Origin of the sequence: Frigoribacterium sp. VKM Ac-2859, from assembly GCF_013204925.1 — a bacterium.
Taxonomy (GTDB): Bacteria; Actinomycetota; Actinomycetes; order Actinomycetales; family Microbacteriaceae; genus Frigoribacterium.
Genome location: NZ_JABMLC010000001.1, coordinates 1620647 through 1638446 on the forward strand (window position 1 = coordinate 1620647; position 17800 = coordinate 1638446).

The following is a 17800-nucleotide window of genomic DNA, read 5'->3' on the forward strand; positions in this document are numbered from 1 at the left end:
CGTCCCGCTGAGCCGACCCGCGCTGCCCTCCCTGCTCAGCCGGCCGTCGAGCGGAGCACCGACGACCCGTCGGGGCGGCGGCGCACCTCGACCCGGTCGGCGATGCGCTGCTTGAGCTCGTCGACGTGGCTGACGATGCCGATCACCCGCCCCGAGGCACTGAGCCGGCCGAGTTCGCTCATGACGGCGTCGAGGGTCTCGGGGTCGAGCGAGCCGAACCCCTCGTCGACGAACAGGGTGCCGAGCTCGAGCCCGCCGGCCTCGGCCTGGACGACGTCGGCGAGGCCGAGGGCGAGGCTGAGCGAGGCGTAGAAGGTCTCACCGCCCGAGAAGCTGCCGGGGTCGCGGGTGGTGTCGGTGGTCGCGTCCCGGATGACGAGCGAGAGCCCCGTCTTGCGCGAGCGCGACCCGACCTCGCGCTCGTCGGACGAGGCGAGCTCGTACCGCCCGCTCGACATGACCGACAGCCGGACGTTCGCCGCCGCCACGACCTCGTCGAACCGGCGCAGCAGCACGTAGGTGCCGAGCGTCACGCCCTTGACGTTCTCGCCGGTCGAGGCGCTGGCGAGGTTCGCCATGCGCACCACCGCCCGGGCGTGCTCGACGGCGGCGTCGGCCGCGGCCGTCACGGCCTCGAGGGCGGCCAGGGCCTGGCGCGCCCGCTCGGCCCGGTCGCCGGTGCGCGTCGCGCGGTCGGTGACCTCGTCGAGCTCGGCCTCGACCAGGTCGAGGGCCTCGACGGCCGACGGGACGTCCGCCACTTCGTCGCCGGTCAGCACCGCGACCTCGGGCTCGACCAGCCCGGCCGCGACGATCGCCCGTTCGCGTTCGTGGGCCGAGGCCTGCGCCTCGAGCGCGGTGAGGTCGCCCGCCTCGAGGGCGGCGTCGGCGACCTGGTCGACGTCGTCGAACCCGCTGCGCTCGAGGGCGGCCGCGAGCTCGGCACGTCGGACGGCCGCCGCGTCGGACGCCACGTCGGCGGCGTCGAGGAGGGTCAGGAGGCGCGTGTCGCGTTCGACCCCGTCACCGACCGCTGCGGTGAGCTCGGCGATGGTCGGGGCCCGACCGTCGAGCAGTCGCGCGATCTCGGCCTCGTCGTCGAGCAGGGCCCGCCGGTCGGCGGCGACGCGCTCCCGGACGGTGGCGGCTCGCTCGCGGAGGTCGTCCCGCTCGGCCCGCAGCTCGTCGACCTCGCGGTCGTGGGCCACGAGCGCCGCCTCGGATGCCGCTAGGGCGGTACGGGTCCGGGTGGCCTCGGACACGCGCAGGGCGAGCCGGGCCAGGTCGGACTCGACGTCGTCGCGGGTCAGGTCGCCCAGGGCGCGGCGGGCCTCGGCGGCCCGCCCCTCGGCGGTCGCGTGCCGTGCGGCGGACTCGCGCTGACGGGCCTCGGCCGCTCGTGACGTCCGCGACGCGGCCTCGACCTGGTCGTCGGTGGGGTGCTCGGTGCCGGGAGCCGCCGGGGCCGGATGCTCTCGCGAGCCGCACACGGGGCACGGATCGCCGACGACCAGACCGGCGGCCAGGTGACCCGCCATGCCCTCGATCTGCCGACGGCGGAGGCCCGCCTCGTCGTCGAGTGCCCGCAGCGCCGCCGCCGAGTCGTCGGCCAGTCGTGCGGACGCCGCGTCGACGGCCCGGCCGAGGGCGTCGAGGTCGTCGAGGTCACGCAGGCGGAGCCGCGCCTCGGCCGTCGCCTGCTCGGCGGCGACGAGGTCGGTCGAGGCGTCGGCCAGGGCGTCGCGCTCGACGACGAGCGACGCCCGCACGGCGGGGGCCGCGACGAGGTGCGCGTCGAGCTCACGGCGCCGCTCGTCGGCGTCCACCAGGGATCGCTCGGCCGCCTCGAGGGCGGTGCGACGACCGGGCAGGGCCTTCTCGGTCCGGGCCGCCTCGGTCAGGAGGGCGAGTTCCGACAGTCGGGCGTCGCGACGGGCGGCGACGTCGGCTCGGAGCGGGATCTCGCCGTCCGCCGCGATCGTCTCGCCGTCGGCGACGACCCCGGCGACCCCGGCGGCCTCGGCGGCCCCGGCGGCCTCGGCCAGGCGTGACGCCGCATCACGCTCGGCCTCGGTCGCCCGCGTGACCGCGGCGAGCGCATCGGTCACGGTCGCGGCCCGGGTCGCCGCGGCGACACGCGAGCGGACCGTGGCGATCTCGCCGTCGCCCTCGTCGAGGCGCGTCCGCCGGACGGTCAGGTCGGCTCGTCGGTCGAGTGCCGCCCCCAGCGCCCGCACGCCATCGAGCGACCGTCGTGCCGCGTCTCGGGCCTCGACCACCCGTGACCGCTGAGCCGACGCGGCGACGGCCTGGGCCTCGAGATCCCCGAGCAGGGCGGCCCCGCCGTCGGCGGCCAGCCCCTCGTCGAGGGCCTCGGCCTCGAGGCCGCTGGCCTCGAGCAGTCTCGCGCGCGCCAGCTCGATGTCGCGGTCGGCGGCGGCGACGGCGGCGTTCGCGACCTTCCGCCGGTCGACGAGCTCGGCCGTGGTGCGTTCGTAGATCTCGGTGCCGAAGAGCGACTGCAGGACCTCTTTGCGCTTCTCGCCGGTCGAGCGGAGGAAGGCGGCGAACTCGCCCTGGGGCAGGACGACGGTCTGCACGAACTGCTGGCGCGTGAGGCCGAGGATGCGCGAGACCTCGGCGCCGGCCTCTTGCGTGCTGATCGAGACGATCTCGCCGTCGACGGCGTCGGGCGACGAGAGGCGCCACAGCTTTGCGGTCGCGTTCGCCGGCGTCGTGCCCGTGCCGCGTGCCTTCGGGCGGCGGTACGCGGGCGTGCGTCGGATGCGATGCACGCCCGCGCCGTTCTCGAAGACGAGCTCGACGAAGGGCTCGACGTCGGGGGCGGCATGGTGGCTGCGCAGGCGGTCGGGCGTCGAGGCCGAACCGGCGAGCCCGCCGTAGAGGGCGAAGACGATCGCGTCGATGATGGTCGACTTGCCCGAGCCCGTCGGGCCCTCGAGCAGGAAGGTGCCCGAGGCGCCGAGCGCGGCGAAGTCGATGCTGTGCTCGCCCGCGTAGGGCCCGATGGCCCTCAGGGTCAGCCGGTGGAGGTTCATTCGCCGACCTCGCTCGCGAGTGCGGCCTCGTAGGCGCCGCGCACCACGGCGAGCTCGGTCTCGCTCGCCGCCCCGCCCGAGGCGAAGGCGACGAACTCGGCCGCCACCTCGATCGGGTCGGACTCGGCCGTGACGGCGGCGAGCGCCGAGGCCTCGACCGCACCGACGGGCGTGTGGTGGATCGCGAGGGCGTGCGGGAAGTGCTCGGCCACCCGCGTGTAGAGCCGTTCGGGGTGTACCGGATCGGTGACGAAGACCCGGAGCCAGGCGTCGCGCAGGTCGTCGTGGCGCCCGTCGAGCAAGGCGTCGAGGGAGTCGGTCACCTCGGCCAGTCGTCGCGGGACGGGGGCCGGGACGAGCTCGACCGAGACCGAGCCGTCGGCCGTCAGCTCGACGATCGTGGACGACTTGACCTGGTTCCGCTCGCCGAACGAGAAGGCCAGGGGCGAACCCGAGTAGCGCAGGCGACCGGACGGGCCGACGCGCTGGGCACCGTGCAGGTGGCCGAGGGCGACGTAGTCGACGCCGTCGAACGCGGCCGACGGCACGGAGTCGACGCCGCCCACCCGGATGTCGCGCTCGCTCTCGCTGCGTTCGGGTGCCGGGGCACCCTCGGGCTCGCGGTCGGCTGCGGGCCGTGCGACGACGAACGCGTGCGCCACCACGACCGACCGGGTGCCGGGCCGCCCGGCGAGGTCGTCGCGCACCCGCTGCATCGCCGCACCCACGACGGCCGCGTGCGACCGGGGCAACGGCTCGTCGGTACCCGCCGGCGCCAGGGACCTGCGGACGCTGTCGGGGTCGAGGTAGGGCAGCCCGTAGAAGGCGACCGGCCCGTCCGGGTCGTCGACGACGACGGGCTCGTCGAGCAGGTCGACCGACGCCCGCAGGTGCAGGCCCGGGCGCATCAGCTCGGCCGCGAACCCCAGACGCACCGCCGAGTCGTGGTTGCCCGGCGTGACGATCACGGTGGCGTGCTCGGTCAGGCCGGCGAGGGCCCGGCCGAGGAGGCGCACGCTGGGCACCGCGGGGACGGCCCGGTCGTACACGTCGCCCGCGACCACCACGACGTCGATCGACCGTTCGACCACGAGCCCCACCAGGTGGTCGACGAAGACCTGCTGGTGCTCGTGCAGGTCGACCCCGTGCAGCATGCGCCCCAGGTGCCAGTCGCTGGTGTGCAGGATGCGCACGGCGCCCCTCTCGTGGATGTCGCGGTCGGTGCGGCAACGGGTGCCGGAGTCGGTGCCTCCGACTGTATCGGGGGCCTCCGACAGAGCCGACCGCGCCTCCTCGGGTACCGCGCCGCGCCTCCTCGGTCCGGCGCCGCGCCTCCTCGGGTCCCGCGCCGCGCCTCCCCACCGGTCGCCGCCCCGCCCACGGGAGTGAGATGGTCAGATGCCCGCACACCGTGGCGGGCCCGACGAGAGCGAGACCGTGAGCCACGACGCCCTGCAGCCCGACCAGGTCACCGCCCTCCGTCGCGAGGTCGAGGCCCGCCTCGACGCGATGGTGGCCGACCTGACGACCTACGCGAGCCTCGAGACGCCGTCCGACGACGTCGACCTGCTCGAGGCGGGGCTCCGCTGGATCGAGACCTGGCTCGGCGAGACCGTCGGGCCGCCGGCCGAGCGCCGGGTGCACGTCGTCGAGGGCTACGGCGACACGGTGACCCTCGACTACCCGTCGCCGTCGGGCTCGACCGAGTGGGTGTCGGCCCTGTGCCACTACGACACGGTCTGGTCCGAGGGGACGCTGGCCGGGTGGCCCGTCACGGTCGAGGGCGACCGCATGACCGGCCCGGGCGTCTTCGACATGAAGTCCGGGCTGATCCAGCTCGGCAACGCCCTCGCGATCGGCGACCGCCTGGGGCTGCCACGGCCGAACGTGCGCCTGCTGCTCAACGGCGACGAGGAGGTCGGCAGCCTCGCCTCGCGGGAGGCGATCGAGCGCGAGGTCGGACGAGGAGGCGCGGTGTTCGTCTTCGAGTCGGCCGCCGACGGTGCCGTCAAGACCGCCCGCAAGGGCGTCGGCATCTTCGAGGTCGAGGCCTTCGGGGTCGAGGTGCACGCCGGCCTGCACCCGCGCTCCGGTGCGAGCGCCGTCGACGAGATCGCCCGCGTCGTCCTGGCCCTGCACGCGGCCGCCGACGTCGAGGCGGGCACCTCGCTGAACGTGGGAGTGCTGCAGGGCGGCACCCGCACCAACGTCAAGGCCGGCTACGCCCGCGCGATGGTCGACGTGCGCGTCACCTCGTCGACCGAGGCCGAGCGCATCGAGCGGGTGTTCGCCGGGCTCGCGGCGCACGATCCGGCCGCGACGCTGAAGGTCACCGGCGGCTGGAACCGCCCGCCGATGGAGCGCTCGGTCGCGACCGGCGCGCTGTACGAACGCGCCGCCCGGGTCGCCACCTCGCTCGGCTTCGAGTTGCGCGAGGTGTCGGTCGGCGGCGCCAGCGACGGCAACTTCGCCGCCGCGCTGGGCCTGGCCGTGCTCGACGGGGTCGGCGGCGTCGGCGGCGGAGCGCATGCCCGACACGAGTGGATCAGCGTGCACGGCATGGTCGAGCGCACCGAGTTCGTCAGCGCCCTGTTCGCCGACCTCGCCTAGTCCGCCCCAACCAACCCCACCGCACCGCCTTGCAGTGCTTTGCACCGCTCTGCACCGCCGAGTGGACACGACGCCGCCGCGCGACACGGCGCCTTGTCCACTCGGCGGTTCGCTGCCGTGGCGCCGACGACGCTGTACGAATAGCGCACCCTCACGACCACGACGCCGAGGTGCGGCCCGACCGCAGCGGCACCCCGCCACGGCGCACGATCGCCGCCAGCCGTCGCGGATCGAGCGCGTCGTCGATGTCACATCTCTCGATGCGTCGGACCCGCCCCGTGCCCAACAATCGAGCCTCGCGCTTCTTCTCACGGCGTACGACCTCGGCCGGGGACGAGCCCGCGAGCAAGCGAGGGTCCGAGTACTTGCCGAAACCGTCGAACTCGAGCACGAACCCGAACTCTTCGAAGAAGAAGTCGCATCGTCCGACGAATCCCCGGGCGTCGAAGAACTCCTCTTGCAGGATCGGCTGAGGCGCACCGAGCCGATGCAACGCGACTCGCACGAGCGACTCCCCGCCGTTCTCGGACAGGGGCGTGGCGAACGAGATCGCTCGCCCGAGTGCCAGCTCACCCCGCCGTCCGACCACGCCGTCGGCCATCGCCCCGAACCGGAGCCGGAACTCGTCACGCAGATCGTCGACTCGGGTGCGCATCTCGGCGGCCCTCGAAAGCCGACTCTCGACCAAGAGCCGACGACGCATCACGCCGTCGAGACAGAGGACGCCGTCGTCGAACCCGGATGACCTCGCGACGTCGAAGGCGGTGCGCAGCTCACTCGTGACCAGCAGGTCGCCCACCGACTCGATCTCGTCGTCCTCGAGACCGGCCCCGTGCTTGACGAGGACCGGCGTGCACTGGGTCGAGGCCCGACGTCGGTCGATCACGTGCACCCGGCGCGGGTCGCCCTGGACGCTCGGCAGCCCGTGCACGGCGACGGCCGAGCCGTGGGACACGACGCAGTCGGCGGGGAGCGCGGACACGGCGGCCCGCACCCGGACGACGTGGCGACGCCAGGGCCTCAGTCGGCCCCAGTCCTCCGTCGCCACGTAGACGCCCCGTTGGACGCGCACGAGACGTCCCCCGGCGGCGTCGCGTCGCAGGGCGCGCGCCTCACGGGACTGCGCACCCGGCGTGGCGGAGAAGATCAGATCGGGGAGGTCGTCGTCCATCCCTCGATGCTCGCCCGTCGATCGGACCCGGCCGCGCCTCCAGAACTTCGCTGTGGACGACCGCCCGCCCACCGCGTCATGTCGACGAGACGACCTATGCGCACCGAGAACCGCCGAGTGGACAGCGCGCCGCCGCATGACTCGGCGCGCTGTCCACTCGGCGGCGTCCGGCACCGGCGCCCGACCTCAGCCCTCCAGCGTGAAGTCGTAGACGCCGGCGTCGAAGCGGGCGTAGCCGGGGTAGTCGATCAGCTCGTAGAGCTCGGCACGGGTCTGCATCGTCGGCACCTGCGAGTCGAGCGACCCGTCGGCCACGAGCGCGTCGAGCGCCCGGGACGCCGCCCCCATCGCGGCACGCATCAACGACACCGGGTGGATCACCATGCTCACGCCCACGTCGTGCAGCTGCTGGTGCGTGAAGAGGGCGCTCTTGCCGAACTCGGTCATGTTGGCGAGCACGGGCACGTCGAGCGCCGAACAGATCGCCTCGAACTCGCCGAGGTCGGCCATCGCCTCGGCGAAGATCGCGTCGGCCCCCGCGTCGACCAGGGCCCGGGCCCGGTCGACCGCGGCCTCGAGCCCGTCGAGCGCCCGGACGTCCGTGCGCGCCATGATCACGAGCGACGGGTCGCGGCGCGCGTCGACCGCGGCCCGGATGCGCCCGGCCGCCGTCGCCGCGTCCACGACCTGCTTGCCGTCGAGGTGGCCGCAGCGCTTGGGGTTGACCTGGTCCTCGACGTGCAGCCCGGCCACGCCGGCGGCCTCGAGCGCCTGGACGGTGCGGGCGACGTTCATCGGCTCGCCGAACCCGGTGTCGGCGTCGACGAGCACGGGCAGGTCGGTCATCGACGCGATCTGGCCGGCCCGCGTGGCGACCTCGGTGAGCGTGGTGAGCCCGATGTCGGGCAGCCCGAGCTCGTTGGCCATCACGGCGCCCGACACGTAGACGCCGTCGAAGCCCTTCTGCTCGATCAGGCGTGCGGTGAGCGGCGTGAACGCCCCGGGGAAGACCAGGGTGCGCTCGTCGGCCAGCCCGGCCCGGAACGCCGCACGCTTGTCGGCCGGCGACACCGTCGAGTACAGCATCAGAAGAGCCCGCGCGGCTGGGCGGTGGCACCCGCGAGGGCGTCGGGAGCGACGATGCCCAGCTGCCGCACCTCGGCCGCCGTCAACGAGGGGAGGCGCGTGGCCAGGTCGACGAACCGCTCGACCTCGGCGTCGGGCAGCACGCCCTCGGCCAACGTGCGGAACTTGCGCACGTAGTCCTCGCGTCCGAAGGGCCGCGCCCCCAGGGGGTGGGCGTCGGCGACGGCGATCTCGTCGACGAGGGTCGTGCCGTCGACGAACTCGACCTCGATGCGGCCGCCGAACGCCTTCTCGGCGGGGTCGGTCGAGTGGTAGCGGGCCGTCCAGGCGGGGTCCTCCGCCGTGGTGATGCGCTGCCACAGCTCGACGGTGTCGGGACGCTGCGCCCGGGCCGGGGCGTAGCTGCGCTCGTGGTGCCATTCGCCGTCCTGCAGGGCGACGGCGACGATGTAGGGGATGGAGTGGTCGAGCGTCTCCCGGCTGGCCGCGGGGTCGTACTTCTGCGGGTCGCCCGCCCCCGAGCCGATCACGACGTGCGTGTGGTGGCTGGTGTGCAGCACGATGCGGCGCACCTGCGCCGGGTCGCGGAGGGCGGGGTGCGCGCGGCCGAGCCGCCGGGCGAGGTCGATCCAGGCCTGGGCCTGGTACTCGGCCGAGTGCTCCTTCGTGTACGTGTCGAGGATGCCCCGCTTGGACGCACCCGGCGCCGGCAGGGGCACGTCGTACGACGCCCCGGGCCCGTCGAGCAGCCGGGCGATCACGCCGTCCTCGCCCTCGTAGATCGGGGCGGGACTGCCCTGGCCGCGCATCGCGCGGTCGACGGCCTCCACCGCGGCCTTGCCGGCGTAGGCCGGGGCGTAGGCCTTCCACGACGAGATCGCCCCCTTGCGCGACTGCCGCGTGGCCGTCGTCGTGTGCAGCGCCTGGCCGATCGCCTGGTGCACCACCTCGGTCGAGAGACCGAGCATCGTGCCGAGGCCGGCCGCGACCGACGGGCCGAGGTGCGCGACGTGGTCGATCTTGTGGGCGTGCAGGCTGATCGCCCGGACGAGGTCGACCTGCACCTCGTAGCCGGTCACGATGCCGCGCAGCAGGGCCGCACCGTCGAGTCCGCGGTGCTGGGCCACGGCGACGAGCGCGGGGACGTTGTCGCCGGGGTGCGAGTACTCCGCCGCGAGGAACGTGTCGTGGAAGTCGAGTTCGCGCACGGCGACCCCGTTCGACCAGGCGGCCCACTCGGGCGAGACGGGGTGCTCGGGCGCGACGCCCGTGACCTGCGAGCCCGCGCCTCCGGTGGTCGGCGGATGCGCGAGCGCCTGGTCGCGTGCGACGGCGACCGGCGCGCGCAGCAGCGACGCCGCCGAGACGGCGGCGTTGTCGATCAGGCGGTTGATCACCATCTCGGTCACGTCGTCGTCGACGGGTGCGTCGTCGGTCGCGAGCGCGGCGAGGCGCCACGCGAGCTCGTCCGCGCGGGCCAACGGCTGGTCGCTGCGGTGCACGCGCACCGTGTGCACGACGAGGTCGGCGGTCGGGGCGGCCGGTCCGTCTCGACCGTCCGTGACCCCGGACGAGGAGGCGCGGGTCGCGTCCCCTCGGCCGCCCGCGTCGGTCGTCGCCCCGGCGTCGTGTGCGTGCTCGGACGCCTGCTCGTGCTGCGTGCCCATCGGCCACCCTCTCTGGTGGGGCGGGCGTCGTGCGGCCCGCCGTGCGCCGTCGTCGGTGACGGCCGTGTCGTTGCCGACCAGTCTCGCACCCGGGCCGGGCGACGCGCCTGGCGTCCCCCGGCCCGCCGACGCGCCCCGTTCGGGGGTGAACCCGTCTGTCCGCCACCTGGCAGGCTCGGAGCATGACCACCGAGAGCCCGCTGGGGGGCGGCTCCGACGAGCGACGCCCCTCCGCCGACCAGCCGACCACCTCATACCCCGCGACGGGGACGTCGACCCCGCCGCCGCGACCGGGCCGCCCGATCGGGCTCGCGATCGCCGCCCTCGTCGTGGGCGTCGTCGCGTTCCTGCTCGGCCTCGTGCCCGTGGTGGGCACGATCGTCGGACTCGCCGCCGTGGTGCTCGGCATCATCGCGCTGCTGCGGCACCAGTCGAAGGTCATGGCGTGGATCGGCCTCGGCCTGGGAGCCGTCGCCACCATCGTGTCCATCGTCGTCGCCGTCGGCCTCGGCGCGGCGATCGACAGCGTGCAGCAGGACGACCCGGCCGTGACCGCCACCTCCGAGCCCGCCCCCGTCCGCACCTCGTCGACGCCTGCGCCCACCCCGTCGGCCACGCCGTCGTCGGCGGCCGCCGACGTGCCGGCCGACCACTCGGAGGCCCTGGCGGACGCCGAGACCATCGCGAACGGCCTCGGCAGCAGCAAGCTCGAGACCTACGCGAAGCTCGTGGCCGGCGGCGCCTCCGAGGCCGCGGCGCAGTACGCGGTCGACACGGTCGACGCCGACTGGCAGGCCAACGCCGTCCGCAAGGCCAAGGCCTACGCGGCGGACGGCATGACGGGCGACGTGCTGCGCAACCAGCTCGTCAGCGAGTACGGCGAACAGTTCACCGCCGAGGAGGCCGACTACGCCCTGGCTCACCTCGACGGCTGACGCCTCGTGACGCGATCGTGCCCCTGGCCGGCCCGACCTCATCCTCCGGGACGAGTGCTCGGGCCGGACCGGTCTGTAGCGTCGAGAACGACTGCCGGGGGGACGACCCGACGACCAGGAGGGCACGACCATGAAGAGCACGACGACGATGCGCGCCGCGATCGGCACGGGGGCCACGGCCTGCCTGATCCTGGTGCTGACCGCAGGCTGCACGGGCGGCGCCGGCGACGCGACGCCGAGTCCGTCCGAGAGCTCGACGACGCCGTCCTCGGCCACCGGCACGGCCACCGCCACGCCCACGCCCGCGCCCACCGAGACCGCCGGCCCGGTCGCCCTTCCGGTCGACTGCACCGACATCGTCGACCAGGCCACCTACGCCTCGACCTTCGGCGACACCCCGCTTAACCCGGTCGAGTTCGGCGGCTCGGGCACCAGCTCGGGCGTGGTCACCCCGACGACCCCGCCGGCCGGGGCAGGCGCTCGTGACGTCGTCGGGGCGGCGACCGAGCTGTTCTGCATCTGGCGCGACCCGCGGGCCGACATCTCGGGCATCTCGGTCTCGATGGGCCACCTCGAGCCCGCCGCCGGCGCTGCGGCCCTCGACGGTCTCGCCTCGCAGGGCTACACCTGCACCTCGGTCCACGAGGGGCGCAGCTGCCAGCTCGTGACGCCCGACCCGCTGTACCCGGTGGACCGCGCGCAGACCTACTGGCTGCGCGACGACGTCGTCGTCACCGTCGACCAGACGAACGTGCCGACGGACGACCTGATCGGCTCGATCGCGACGCGCCTCTTCGGCTGAATCCGCGCCTGCTGCACCTGTCGCACCGTGGACCGGACGTCGCACCGCCGAATCCGGCGGTGCGACGTCCGGTCGGCGGTGCGGCACACGCGCGGCGCACGCGCGGCACACGCGCGGCGCACGCGCGACGCACGCGCGGCGGGCGCTACAGCACGTGCTTCGGCACGCGGTGCAGCGTGACCGCGCCGACGGCGTCGAACGGGTGCAGCGGGTCGGGGGCGACCGAGCCGGTCGGGCCCCCGAGCCTCGAGTGCCCCACGGCGCTGAGCACGGCGTAGGCGTCTCCGCGCGACCAGCCGTGGTCGTCCACGAGGAACGAGAAGGCGTCCTCGTACCCGCGGCGGATGCTCTCCTGCACCGGGTCGCCGAGGCCGACGAAGATCCAGTCGTCGGCGGTCTCGATGCGCGGCGCCCGCAGGCCGAGACCGGGCACCAGGTCGATCGAGACGACCGCCGTGCCCTCGGCCTCGATGGCCACGAACGACGACTCGCCCTCGGCCATGATCGCGTGCACGTCGCCGATCGACAGGTACGCCCCCTCGACCATGACCGGGAGGTAGACCGTCGACCCGACCGTGTTCTCGGTGACGTCCATGTTGCCGCCCTGGGCGTACGCGGGCATGATCGTCGAGTTCTCGCCCTCGGCGGGCGCCGTGCCCATGCAGCCGATCATCGGCCGGGCCTCGAACACGTGCCGGTCGGTGACGTGGACCCCGTCGGAGTCGATCGGCACGCGGCGGGTGAACATCTCGTCGCCCATGACGTGCTGCAGGGCCCCGGAGCCGGGCAGGCTGACCGACCAGCCGTGCTCGATGAGTCGGATCTCGTGCACCGTGACGGCGAGCGCGTCGCCCGGCTTCGCGCCCTCGACGTAGACCGGCCCGGTGACCGGGTTGATCGGCACGGACAACTTCGCGAGGTCGTGGTGTCGGTGCAGCTCGGCGTAGACGGCGTCGCTCGTCTCGAACCCGATGCGTTCGCCGGTGCCCGGCTCGATGCGCAGGGCCGGCGGCACCGTGGCGGTGAAACCGGGGCGACCGTGCTCCTTGCCGAGGAAGTGGTCGATCCCGTCGCGCGCGGCGTCCTCGGCGGTCATGCGTCGCGCCGTTCGGAGTCGGCCGCGGGCACCGACGCGACCGCGGAGTCGTCCGCAGCCTGCCCGAGGGACGGCGCCGCGCCTCCTCGGCTGCGGTAGTAGAGGAACACGCCCGCGCCGAGCACCAGCCAGACGAGCCCGCCGATCTTGGCCTCGGGTGCCGCGTTCACCAGCACGTAGCCGATGATCAGGAACCCGACGACGGGCACGACGAGGTGCAGCAACCAGTTGCGCGACTTCTTCTTCACGACGTAGTGCACCACGACGGACACGTGCAGCAGCATGAAGCCGAACAGCGCCCCGAAGTTGACCAGCGACGAGATGACGTCGATCTGGCCGACGAAGAACAACACGAGCACGGCCGAGAGCGCCGACACGACGAGGATCGCGGCCTGCGGCACCTGACGCGTGTTGATCTTCGACAGGAACGCCGGCAGCTGCCCGTCGCGGCTCATCGAGAACAGCAGGCGCGACGTCGCGGCCTGGGCGGCCATGGCGTTCGCGATGCCGACGGCCAACACGTTGACGACGAAGAACGCCGTCGCCCACCCGCTGTTCGACGCCTCGCGCACGAGGTCGAAGAAGGCGTTCCCGGCCTCGCCCTCGGGGAACGAGTCGCGGCCCCCGGCGAGCGCGCTGGCCAGCCAGGTCTGCAGGATGAAGCAGAACGCCACGATGAAGAGCGCGATGATCATGGCCTTGCCGGCTCCGCCGCGCTTGCCGGTGCTCTCCTCGGCGAGGGTCGAGATGCCGTCGAAGCCGAGGAAGCTCAGCACGGCGATCGACAGCGCGGAGGCGATCAGGGGGGCGGTGACCTTGCTGGAGTCCCAGATCGGGTCGGTCGTGAACTCGGCACCGGGGATCGTGCCGCCGTTGAGCGCCGTCACCGCGATGATGACGAAGATCACGATGAAGACGACCTCGATGGCGAGGAACACCCGGTTCATCAGCTTGATCGAGCTGATGCCGAGCAGGTTCACGGCGGTGTTGACGGCGACGAAGATCAGTGCCCACATCCAGCGGGCGGTGCCCGGGAAGATGCCGATCATCGACTCGGCGGCGAAGACGTAGAGCAGCGTCGGCACGAGCAGGTAGTCGAGCAGGATGGCCCAGCCGGCGAAGAACCCGGCCACGGGGTGGATGCCCCGCCCGACGTACGAGAAGACCGACCCGGCGAGCGGGATCGACTTGGCCATCTGCGCGTAGGCGAGCGCGGTGAAGATCATCGCGACGAGGCCCACCAGGTAGACCAGCGGCACCATGCCCGACGAGGCGTTGTAGACGGTGCCGAAGATCGCCCAGGGCGCGATCGGCACCATGAAGATCAAGCCGTAGATGAGCAGGTCGACGGTCGAGACCGACCGCTTGAGTTCTTGCTTGTAGCCGTACTGCTCGAGCTGCTGCTGGTTGCTCAGCTCACCGCCGGAGGCGGCCTTCGTGGGCAGGGACATGGTGTGCTCTCTCGCTCGGGTGGGGATCGGGTCGGTGCGGATGCGGATGCGGATGCGGGTGCGGGTCGGGGGTGCGGGTGGGGTCGGGGGGCGCGGGCCGCGTCGGTTCAGGAGGCGCGGCCCACGCCGGTCAGGAGGCGCGGCCCGCGCCGGTCAGGAGGCGCGTGCGGCGTCGCGCAGCTCGTCGTGCGCCGCCAGGAACGGCGCGACGACGGCCCGGAACTCCTCGGGCTGTTCGAGGTGCGAGCAGTGGCTGGCACCGGCGAACACGTGCGACCGGACGTCGGCGATGCCGTCGACGAAGGGCTGCCAGGTGGCGGGCGTCGCCTCGTCGAACTCGCCCGCGACGACGAGGGTCGGCGTCGTGATCGCCGGCAGGCGGTCGACGACGGTCCAGTCGCGCAGCGTGCCGATGACGTGGAACTCGTTCGGCCCGTTCATCGTGTGGTAGACCGTCGGCTCGGCCTCCATCTGCTCCTCGCTGTCGACGAAGTCCTGCGGCATGGGCACCACGCGGCAGACGTGCCGCTCGTAGAACGCCTGGGTGGCGGCGAGGTACTCGGGGTCGGTGGTCGTGCCGTCCGCCTCGTGGCGTGCCAGCGCCTCCTGGGTGTCGGTCGGCAGCTGGTCGCGCAGCTCGGCGGCGCCCTCGACCCAGAGCTGCATGGACGCGGGCGAGTTGCAGATGGCCAGGCTCGCCAACCCGTCCGGCGTCGTCACGGCGATCTCGGCCCCGAGCATGCCGCCCCACGACTGGCCGAGCAGGTGGTACCGCTCGAGGCCGAGGTGCGCCACGAGGTTCGCGAACTCCGAGACGAAGAGGCTGGGCTGCCAGAAGTCGACGGGCGCGTCGGGCAGGTGGGTGCTGCGGCCGCAGCCGAGCTGGTCGTAGTGCACGACGGTGCGGCCGGTCTCGTCGGCGAGGGCCTCGAGGTTGCGCAGGTAGTCGTGGGCCATCCCCGGGCCGCCGTGCACCACGACGAGGGGCAGCGCACCCTCGCGCGGCTCGTCGGGCGTGGTGACCCGGTACCAGGTCTCGGCGTCGTGGAAGGCGGCGGTGCCGGTGGTGATCGTGGACATGCGGGTGAGCATGCACCCGGCTAAGGTCTCGCGACAAGACCTTTCGCGATGCCTTAATCTGCTCGTAACACGACGAGACCTCGACGGCTCCGCACAGGACGGGTCGGCGAGCCGGGACGGGGACGCGATGGGCCAGGACGACAGCCGAGGAGGCGCGGGCGGCGCGCGCTCGGACGTCGCGGTCGACGGCGGCCTCGGTGGCGCCCTCGGGGCCCCTCTCGCGCCCACGACACGGGTCGACGACCTCACCGACCGCCTCGTCACGGCCATCACGATCGGTGAGTACCTGCCCGGCTCGCGCCTCCCCGCCGAGCGCGACCTCGCCGCCTCGCTGCGGGTCGGTCGCATGACCGTGCGCGCCGCCCTGGCCCGACTCGTCGAGCAGGGGTTGATCGTGACGCAACGCGGGCGCGGCGGCGGCTCGTTCGTCCAGGCGCCGGCACCGGGGTCGGGCACCGACGTCGTGCGCCGCACGCTCGCCGCGCGCTGGTCCGACCTGCGCGACACGAGCGAGGCGATCAGCCGACTGCACGGCGTCGTCGCCGAGGCCGCGGCCGAGAACCGCACCCCGGACGACGTCGACCGGCTGCACGACCGGCTCGAGGGCTACCGCGGCGCGGCGTCGGGCCTCGCGTCGCAGAAGGCCGACGAGGCGCTGCACGTCGCGATCGCCGAGGCCGCCGGCAACGCCACGCTGCGCGGGGTGCTGTTCGACCTCGAGGCCCGGGTGAGCATCTCGGCGCCGGCGCACCTCTGGGGCGGGCCGGACGGCATGCGCGAGATGGAGCTGCGCGCCCTCGCCGACCACGAGGCGCTCGTCGCCGCGATCTGCGACGGGCGTGCGGCGGACGCCGCGGCCATCGCCCGCGAGCACGTAAAGATCGACCTCGAGCTGCTCGAACGCGAGCTCGGTCGCGCCGCGCCCTGACCCCGCACCCGCGCCTCCCCGCCTCCGTCCCCGCGCCTCCTGAGCCCCTGAGACCCCTAGGGTCTCGGTGCCGCGGCGCGGCCGAGGCCGACCGTGACAGGCTGGGCGCGTGAGCGACTCGACGACGAACGACACCACCCCCACGACCGCCGGAGGCGCGGCGCACGACGCCCCGCCCGTCACCACCCCGCCCGCCTGGTGGACGACCGCGACGGTCTACCAGATCTACCCGCGCAGCTTCGCCGACTCGAACGGCGACGGGGTCGGCGACCTCGGCGGCATCCGGCAGCGGCTCGGTCACCTGCACGACCTCGGGGTCGACGTGATCTGGCTGTCGCCGATCTACCGCTCGCCCCAGGCCGACAACGGGTACGACATCAGCGACTACGACGACGTCGACCCGCTGTTCGGCACGCTCGCCGAGTTCGATGCCCTGATGGACGAGGTGCACGCACTCGGCATGAAGCTGGTCATGGACCTCGTCGTCAACCACACGAGCGACGAGCACCCGTGGTTCGTCGAGGCCCGGTCCTCGCGCGACTCCCCCAAGCGCGACTGGTACCTCTGGCGCGACCCGCTGCCGTCGGGCGAGGGGACCGACGCCGCGGGCACCCCCGGGGCCGGCACCCACCCGACCGCCTGGCGCAGCGCCTTCAGCGGCCCGGCCTGGACCCTCGACGAGCCCACCGGCCAGTACTACCTGCACATGTTCGCGTCGAAGCAGCCCGACCTCAACTGGGAGGACCCCGACCTGCGCCGGGCCGTCTACGACATGATGAACCGCTGGCTCGACCGGGGCGTCGACGGGTTCCGCATGGACGTGATCAACCACATCGCGAAGGAACCCTCGTCGCTGGCGCCCGGAGCCCCGCACTTCGTCATGGGCGGGCAGATCCACGACCACCTGCGCGAGATGCACCGCGAGGTCTTCGCCGACCGCACCGACCGCGAGCTGATCACGGTGGGCGAGATGCCGGGGGTGACGGTGGACGACGCCCGACTGTTCACGGCCGCCGACCGGCACGAGCTCGACATGGTGTTCCAGTTCGAGCACGTCGGCCTCGACCACGGACCGGCCTCGAAGTTCGACAACCTCCCGTTCGACCTCGTGGCGCTCAAGCGCTCGCTGTCGCGGTGGCAGGAGGGCCTCGCCGACCAGGGCTGGAACAGCCTCTACCTCGGCAACCACGACCAGCCGCGGTCGGTCTCGCGCTTCGGCGACGACGGCCGGTACCGGTTCGAGTCGGCGACGCTTCTCGCCACCGTGCTGCACCTGCACCGGGGCACGCCGTACGTCTACCAGGGCGACGAGATCGGCATGACGAACGCCGGGTTCACCGCGGTCGAGCAGTACCGCGACATCGAGTCGATCAACTGGTTCGACGAGTCGGTCGCGGCGGGGGCCGACCCCGAGTACCTGCTCGAGGCGTTGCGCTTCCGCAGCCGCGACAACGCGCGCACCCCCGTGCAGTGGTCAGGAGGCGCGGCGGCGGGCTTCAGCACCGGCACCCCGTGGATCGAGGTGGTCGCGAACCACGACACCGTGAACGTCGACGCCGACCGTGCGGCGGGTGACCGCTCGGTGTTCGAGCACTACCGGCGGTTGATCGCGCTGCGGCACGAGTCGCCCGTGGTGGCGCTCGGGTCGTTCGAGCTGCTCGCTCCGGACGACGAACGGCTCTACGCGTTCACCCGCACGCTCGGCGACGAGCAGCTGCTCGTGCTGGCGAACTGGTCGGGCGAGGCGTACGAGCTCGACCCGGCGCTCCACCCGGCGCTGCGGCGCCGGTCCGTGCCGCAGGTCGTGATCGGCAACGTGCCCGATGGGGCCGGGCTGACGCTCGCGCCCTGGGAGGTGCGCGTCCTGCAGGGCTGACCCGCGCCTCCTCGGCTCCCCCGCGCCGCGCCGTGGGCT

13 protein-coding genes are annotated in these 17800 nt (G+C 73.5%); 5 read left to right on the forward strand and 8 right to left on the reverse strand.

Translation table 11 applies throughout. The annotated features are described in order from the left end of the window. Window positions 1–35: 35 nt before the first annotated feature. Both HQQ78_RS07605 and HQQ78_RS07610 read right to left on the reverse strand, forming a co-directional pair. Window positions 36–3059 carry an AAA family ATPase gene (locus HQQ78_RS07605; protein WP_173151955.1) on the reverse strand — a complete coding sequence of 1008 codons (3024 nt, stop codon included), beginning with the start codon at window positions 3057–3059 and terminating at the stop codon, window positions 36–38. Further along, window positions 3056–4252: an exonuclease SbcCD subunit D C-terminal domain-containing protein gene (locus tag HQQ78_RS07610; RefSeq protein WP_173151957.1), complete on the reverse strand. Its 1197-nt coding sequence runs from the start codon at window positions 4250–4252 to the stop codon at window positions 3056–3058. The genes HQQ78_RS07605 and HQQ78_RS07610 overlap by 4 nt, the downstream gene beginning before the upstream one ends. A gap of 205 nt (window positions 4253–4457) precedes the next feature. Here HQQ78_RS07610 and HQQ78_RS07615 point away from each other — a divergent pair, with 205 nt between their 5' ends. Beyond that, entirely contained in the window at window positions 4458–5669 is a 1212-nt protein-coding gene (locus tag HQQ78_RS07615; protein ID WP_216844162.1) for a M20/M25/M40 family metallo-hydrolase, read from the forward strand. Window positions 5670–5820: 151 nt separating this feature from the next. Here the strand turns inward: HQQ78_RS07615 and HQQ78_RS07620 are convergent, their stop codons facing one another. The 3 genes from HQQ78_RS07620 to HQQ78_RS07630 form a co-directional block, all read right to left on the reverse strand. Continuing rightward, window positions 5821–6840 (reverse strand): hypothetical protein, encoded by a 1020-nt coding sequence (locus tag HQQ78_RS07620; protein WP_173151959.1) that lies wholly within the window; start codon window positions 6838–6840, stop codon window positions 5821–5823. A gap of 186 nt (window positions 6841–7026) precedes the next feature. Further along, the gene (gene prpB / locus HQQ78_RS07625) at window positions 7027–7926 is read right to left on the reverse strand and encodes a methylisocitrate lyase (RefSeq protein ID WP_056049418.1); all 900 of its coding nucleotides are present in this window, start codon (window positions 7924–7926) and stop codon (window positions 7027–7029) included. Further along, the gene (locus HQQ78_RS07630; protein ID WP_173151961.1) at window positions 7926–9593 is read right to left on the reverse strand and encodes an MmgE/PrpD family protein; all 1668 of its coding nucleotides are present in this window, start codon (window positions 9591–9593) and stop codon (window positions 7926–7928) included. The genes prpB and HQQ78_RS07630 overlap by 1 nt, the downstream gene beginning before the upstream one ends. 182 nt (window positions 9594–9775) lie before the next feature. On the opposite strand from HQQ78_RS07630, the gene HQQ78_RS07635 reads away from it, so the two are divergent. Both HQQ78_RS07635 and HQQ78_RS07640 read left to right on the forward strand, forming a co-directional pair. Then, the gene (locus tag HQQ78_RS07635; RefSeq protein ID WP_173151963.1) at window positions 9776–10528 is read left to right on the forward strand and encodes an Ltp family lipoprotein; all 753 of its coding nucleotides are present in this window, start codon (window positions 9776–9778) and stop codon (window positions 10526–10528) included. Between the two features lie 130 nt (window positions 10529–10658). After that, on the forward strand, window positions 10659–11330 hold the full coding sequence (locus HQQ78_RS07640; RefSeq protein WP_173151965.1) for a hypothetical protein: 672 nt from the start codon (window positions 10659–10661) through the stop codon (window positions 11328–11330). A gap of 145 nt (window positions 11331–11475) precedes the next feature. Here HQQ78_RS07640 and HQQ78_RS07645 read toward each other — a convergent pair whose 3' ends face one another. From HQQ78_RS07645 to HQQ78_RS07655, 3 genes are all read right to left on the reverse strand, one after another. Then, a complete protein-coding gene (locus HQQ78_RS07645) occupies window positions 11476–12426 on the reverse strand; it encodes an acetamidase/formamidase family protein (RefSeq protein WP_123572045.1) in 951 nt (316 codons plus the stop codon). Then, window positions 12423–13877, reverse strand: a complete 1455-nt coding sequence (locus HQQ78_RS07650; RefSeq protein ID WP_173151967.1) for an APC family permease — start codon at window positions 13875–13877, stop codon at window positions 12423–12425. The genes HQQ78_RS07645 and HQQ78_RS07650 overlap by 4 nt, the downstream gene beginning before the upstream one ends. A gap of 153 nt (window positions 13878–14030) precedes the next feature. Then, complete coding sequence (locus HQQ78_RS07655; RefSeq protein ID WP_236557002.1) at window positions 14031–14957, reverse strand: proline iminopeptidase-family hydrolase; 927 nt, start codon at window positions 14955–14957, stop codon at window positions 14031–14033. A 127-nt stretch (window positions 14958–15084) separates the two neighbouring features. On the opposite strand from HQQ78_RS07655, the gene HQQ78_RS07660 reads away from it, so the two are divergent. Together HQQ78_RS07660 and HQQ78_RS07665 are read left to right on the forward strand one after the other, a co-directional pair. Next, window positions 15085–15885 carry a FadR/GntR family transcriptional regulator gene (locus HQQ78_RS07660; RefSeq protein WP_173151968.1) on the forward strand — a complete coding sequence of 267 codons (801 nt, stop codon included), beginning with the start codon at window positions 15085–15087 and terminating at the stop codon, window positions 15883–15885. A 109-nt stretch (window positions 15886–15994) separates the two neighbouring features. After that, window positions 15995–17761 (forward strand): alpha-glucosidase, encoded by a 1767-nt coding sequence (locus HQQ78_RS07665; RefSeq protein WP_173151969.1) that lies wholly within the window; start codon window positions 15995–15997, stop codon window positions 17759–17761. Window positions 17762–17800 lie beyond the last annotated feature (39 nt).

Bases quoted from the DNA above. Each gene is read 5' to 3' on its own strand.
- HQQ78_RS07645 (WP_123572045.1), bottom strand. From the start codon at position 12,426: ATGACCGCCGAGGACGCCGCGCGCGACGGGATCGACCACTTCCTCGGC.
- HQQ78_RS07620 (WP_173151959.1), bottom strand. From the start codon at position 6,840: ATGGACGACGACCTCCCCGATCTGATCTTCTCCGCCACGCCGGGTGCG.
- HQQ78_RS07650 (WP_173151967.1), bottom strand. From the start codon at position 13,877: ATGTCCCTGCCCACGAAGGCCGCCTCCGGCGGTGAGCTGAGCAACCAG.
- HQQ78_RS07655 (WP_236557002.1), bottom strand. From the start codon at position 14,957: ATGTCCACGATCACCACCGGCACCGCCGCCTTCCACGACGCCGAGACC.
- prpB (WP_056049418.1), bottom strand. From the start codon at position 7,926: ATGCTGTACTCGACGGTGTCGCCGGCCGACAAGCGTGCGGCGTTCCGG.
- HQQ78_RS07605 (WP_173151955.1), bottom strand. From the start codon at position 3,059: ATGAACCTCCACCGGCTGACCCTGAGGGCCATCGGGCCCTACGCGGGC.
- HQQ78_RS07615 (WP_216844162.1), top strand. From the start codon at position 4,458: ATGCCCGCACACCGTGGCGGGCCCGACGAGAGCGAGACCGTGAGCCAC.
- HQQ78_RS07660 (WP_173151968.1), top strand. From the start codon at position 15,085: ATGGGCCAGGACGACAGCCGAGGAGGCGCGGGCGGCGCGCGCTCGGAC.
- HQQ78_RS07640 (WP_173151965.1), top strand. From the start codon at position 10,659: ATGAAGAGCACGACGACGATGCGCGCCGCGATCGGCACGGGGGCCACG.
- HQQ78_RS07635 (WP_173151963.1), top strand. From the start codon at position 9,776: ATGACCACCGAGAGCCCGCTGGGGGGCGGCTCCGACGAGCGACGCCCC.
- HQQ78_RS07630 (WP_173151961.1), bottom strand. From the start codon at position 9,593: ATGGGCACGCAGCACGAGCAGGCGTCCGAGCACGCACACGACGCCGGG.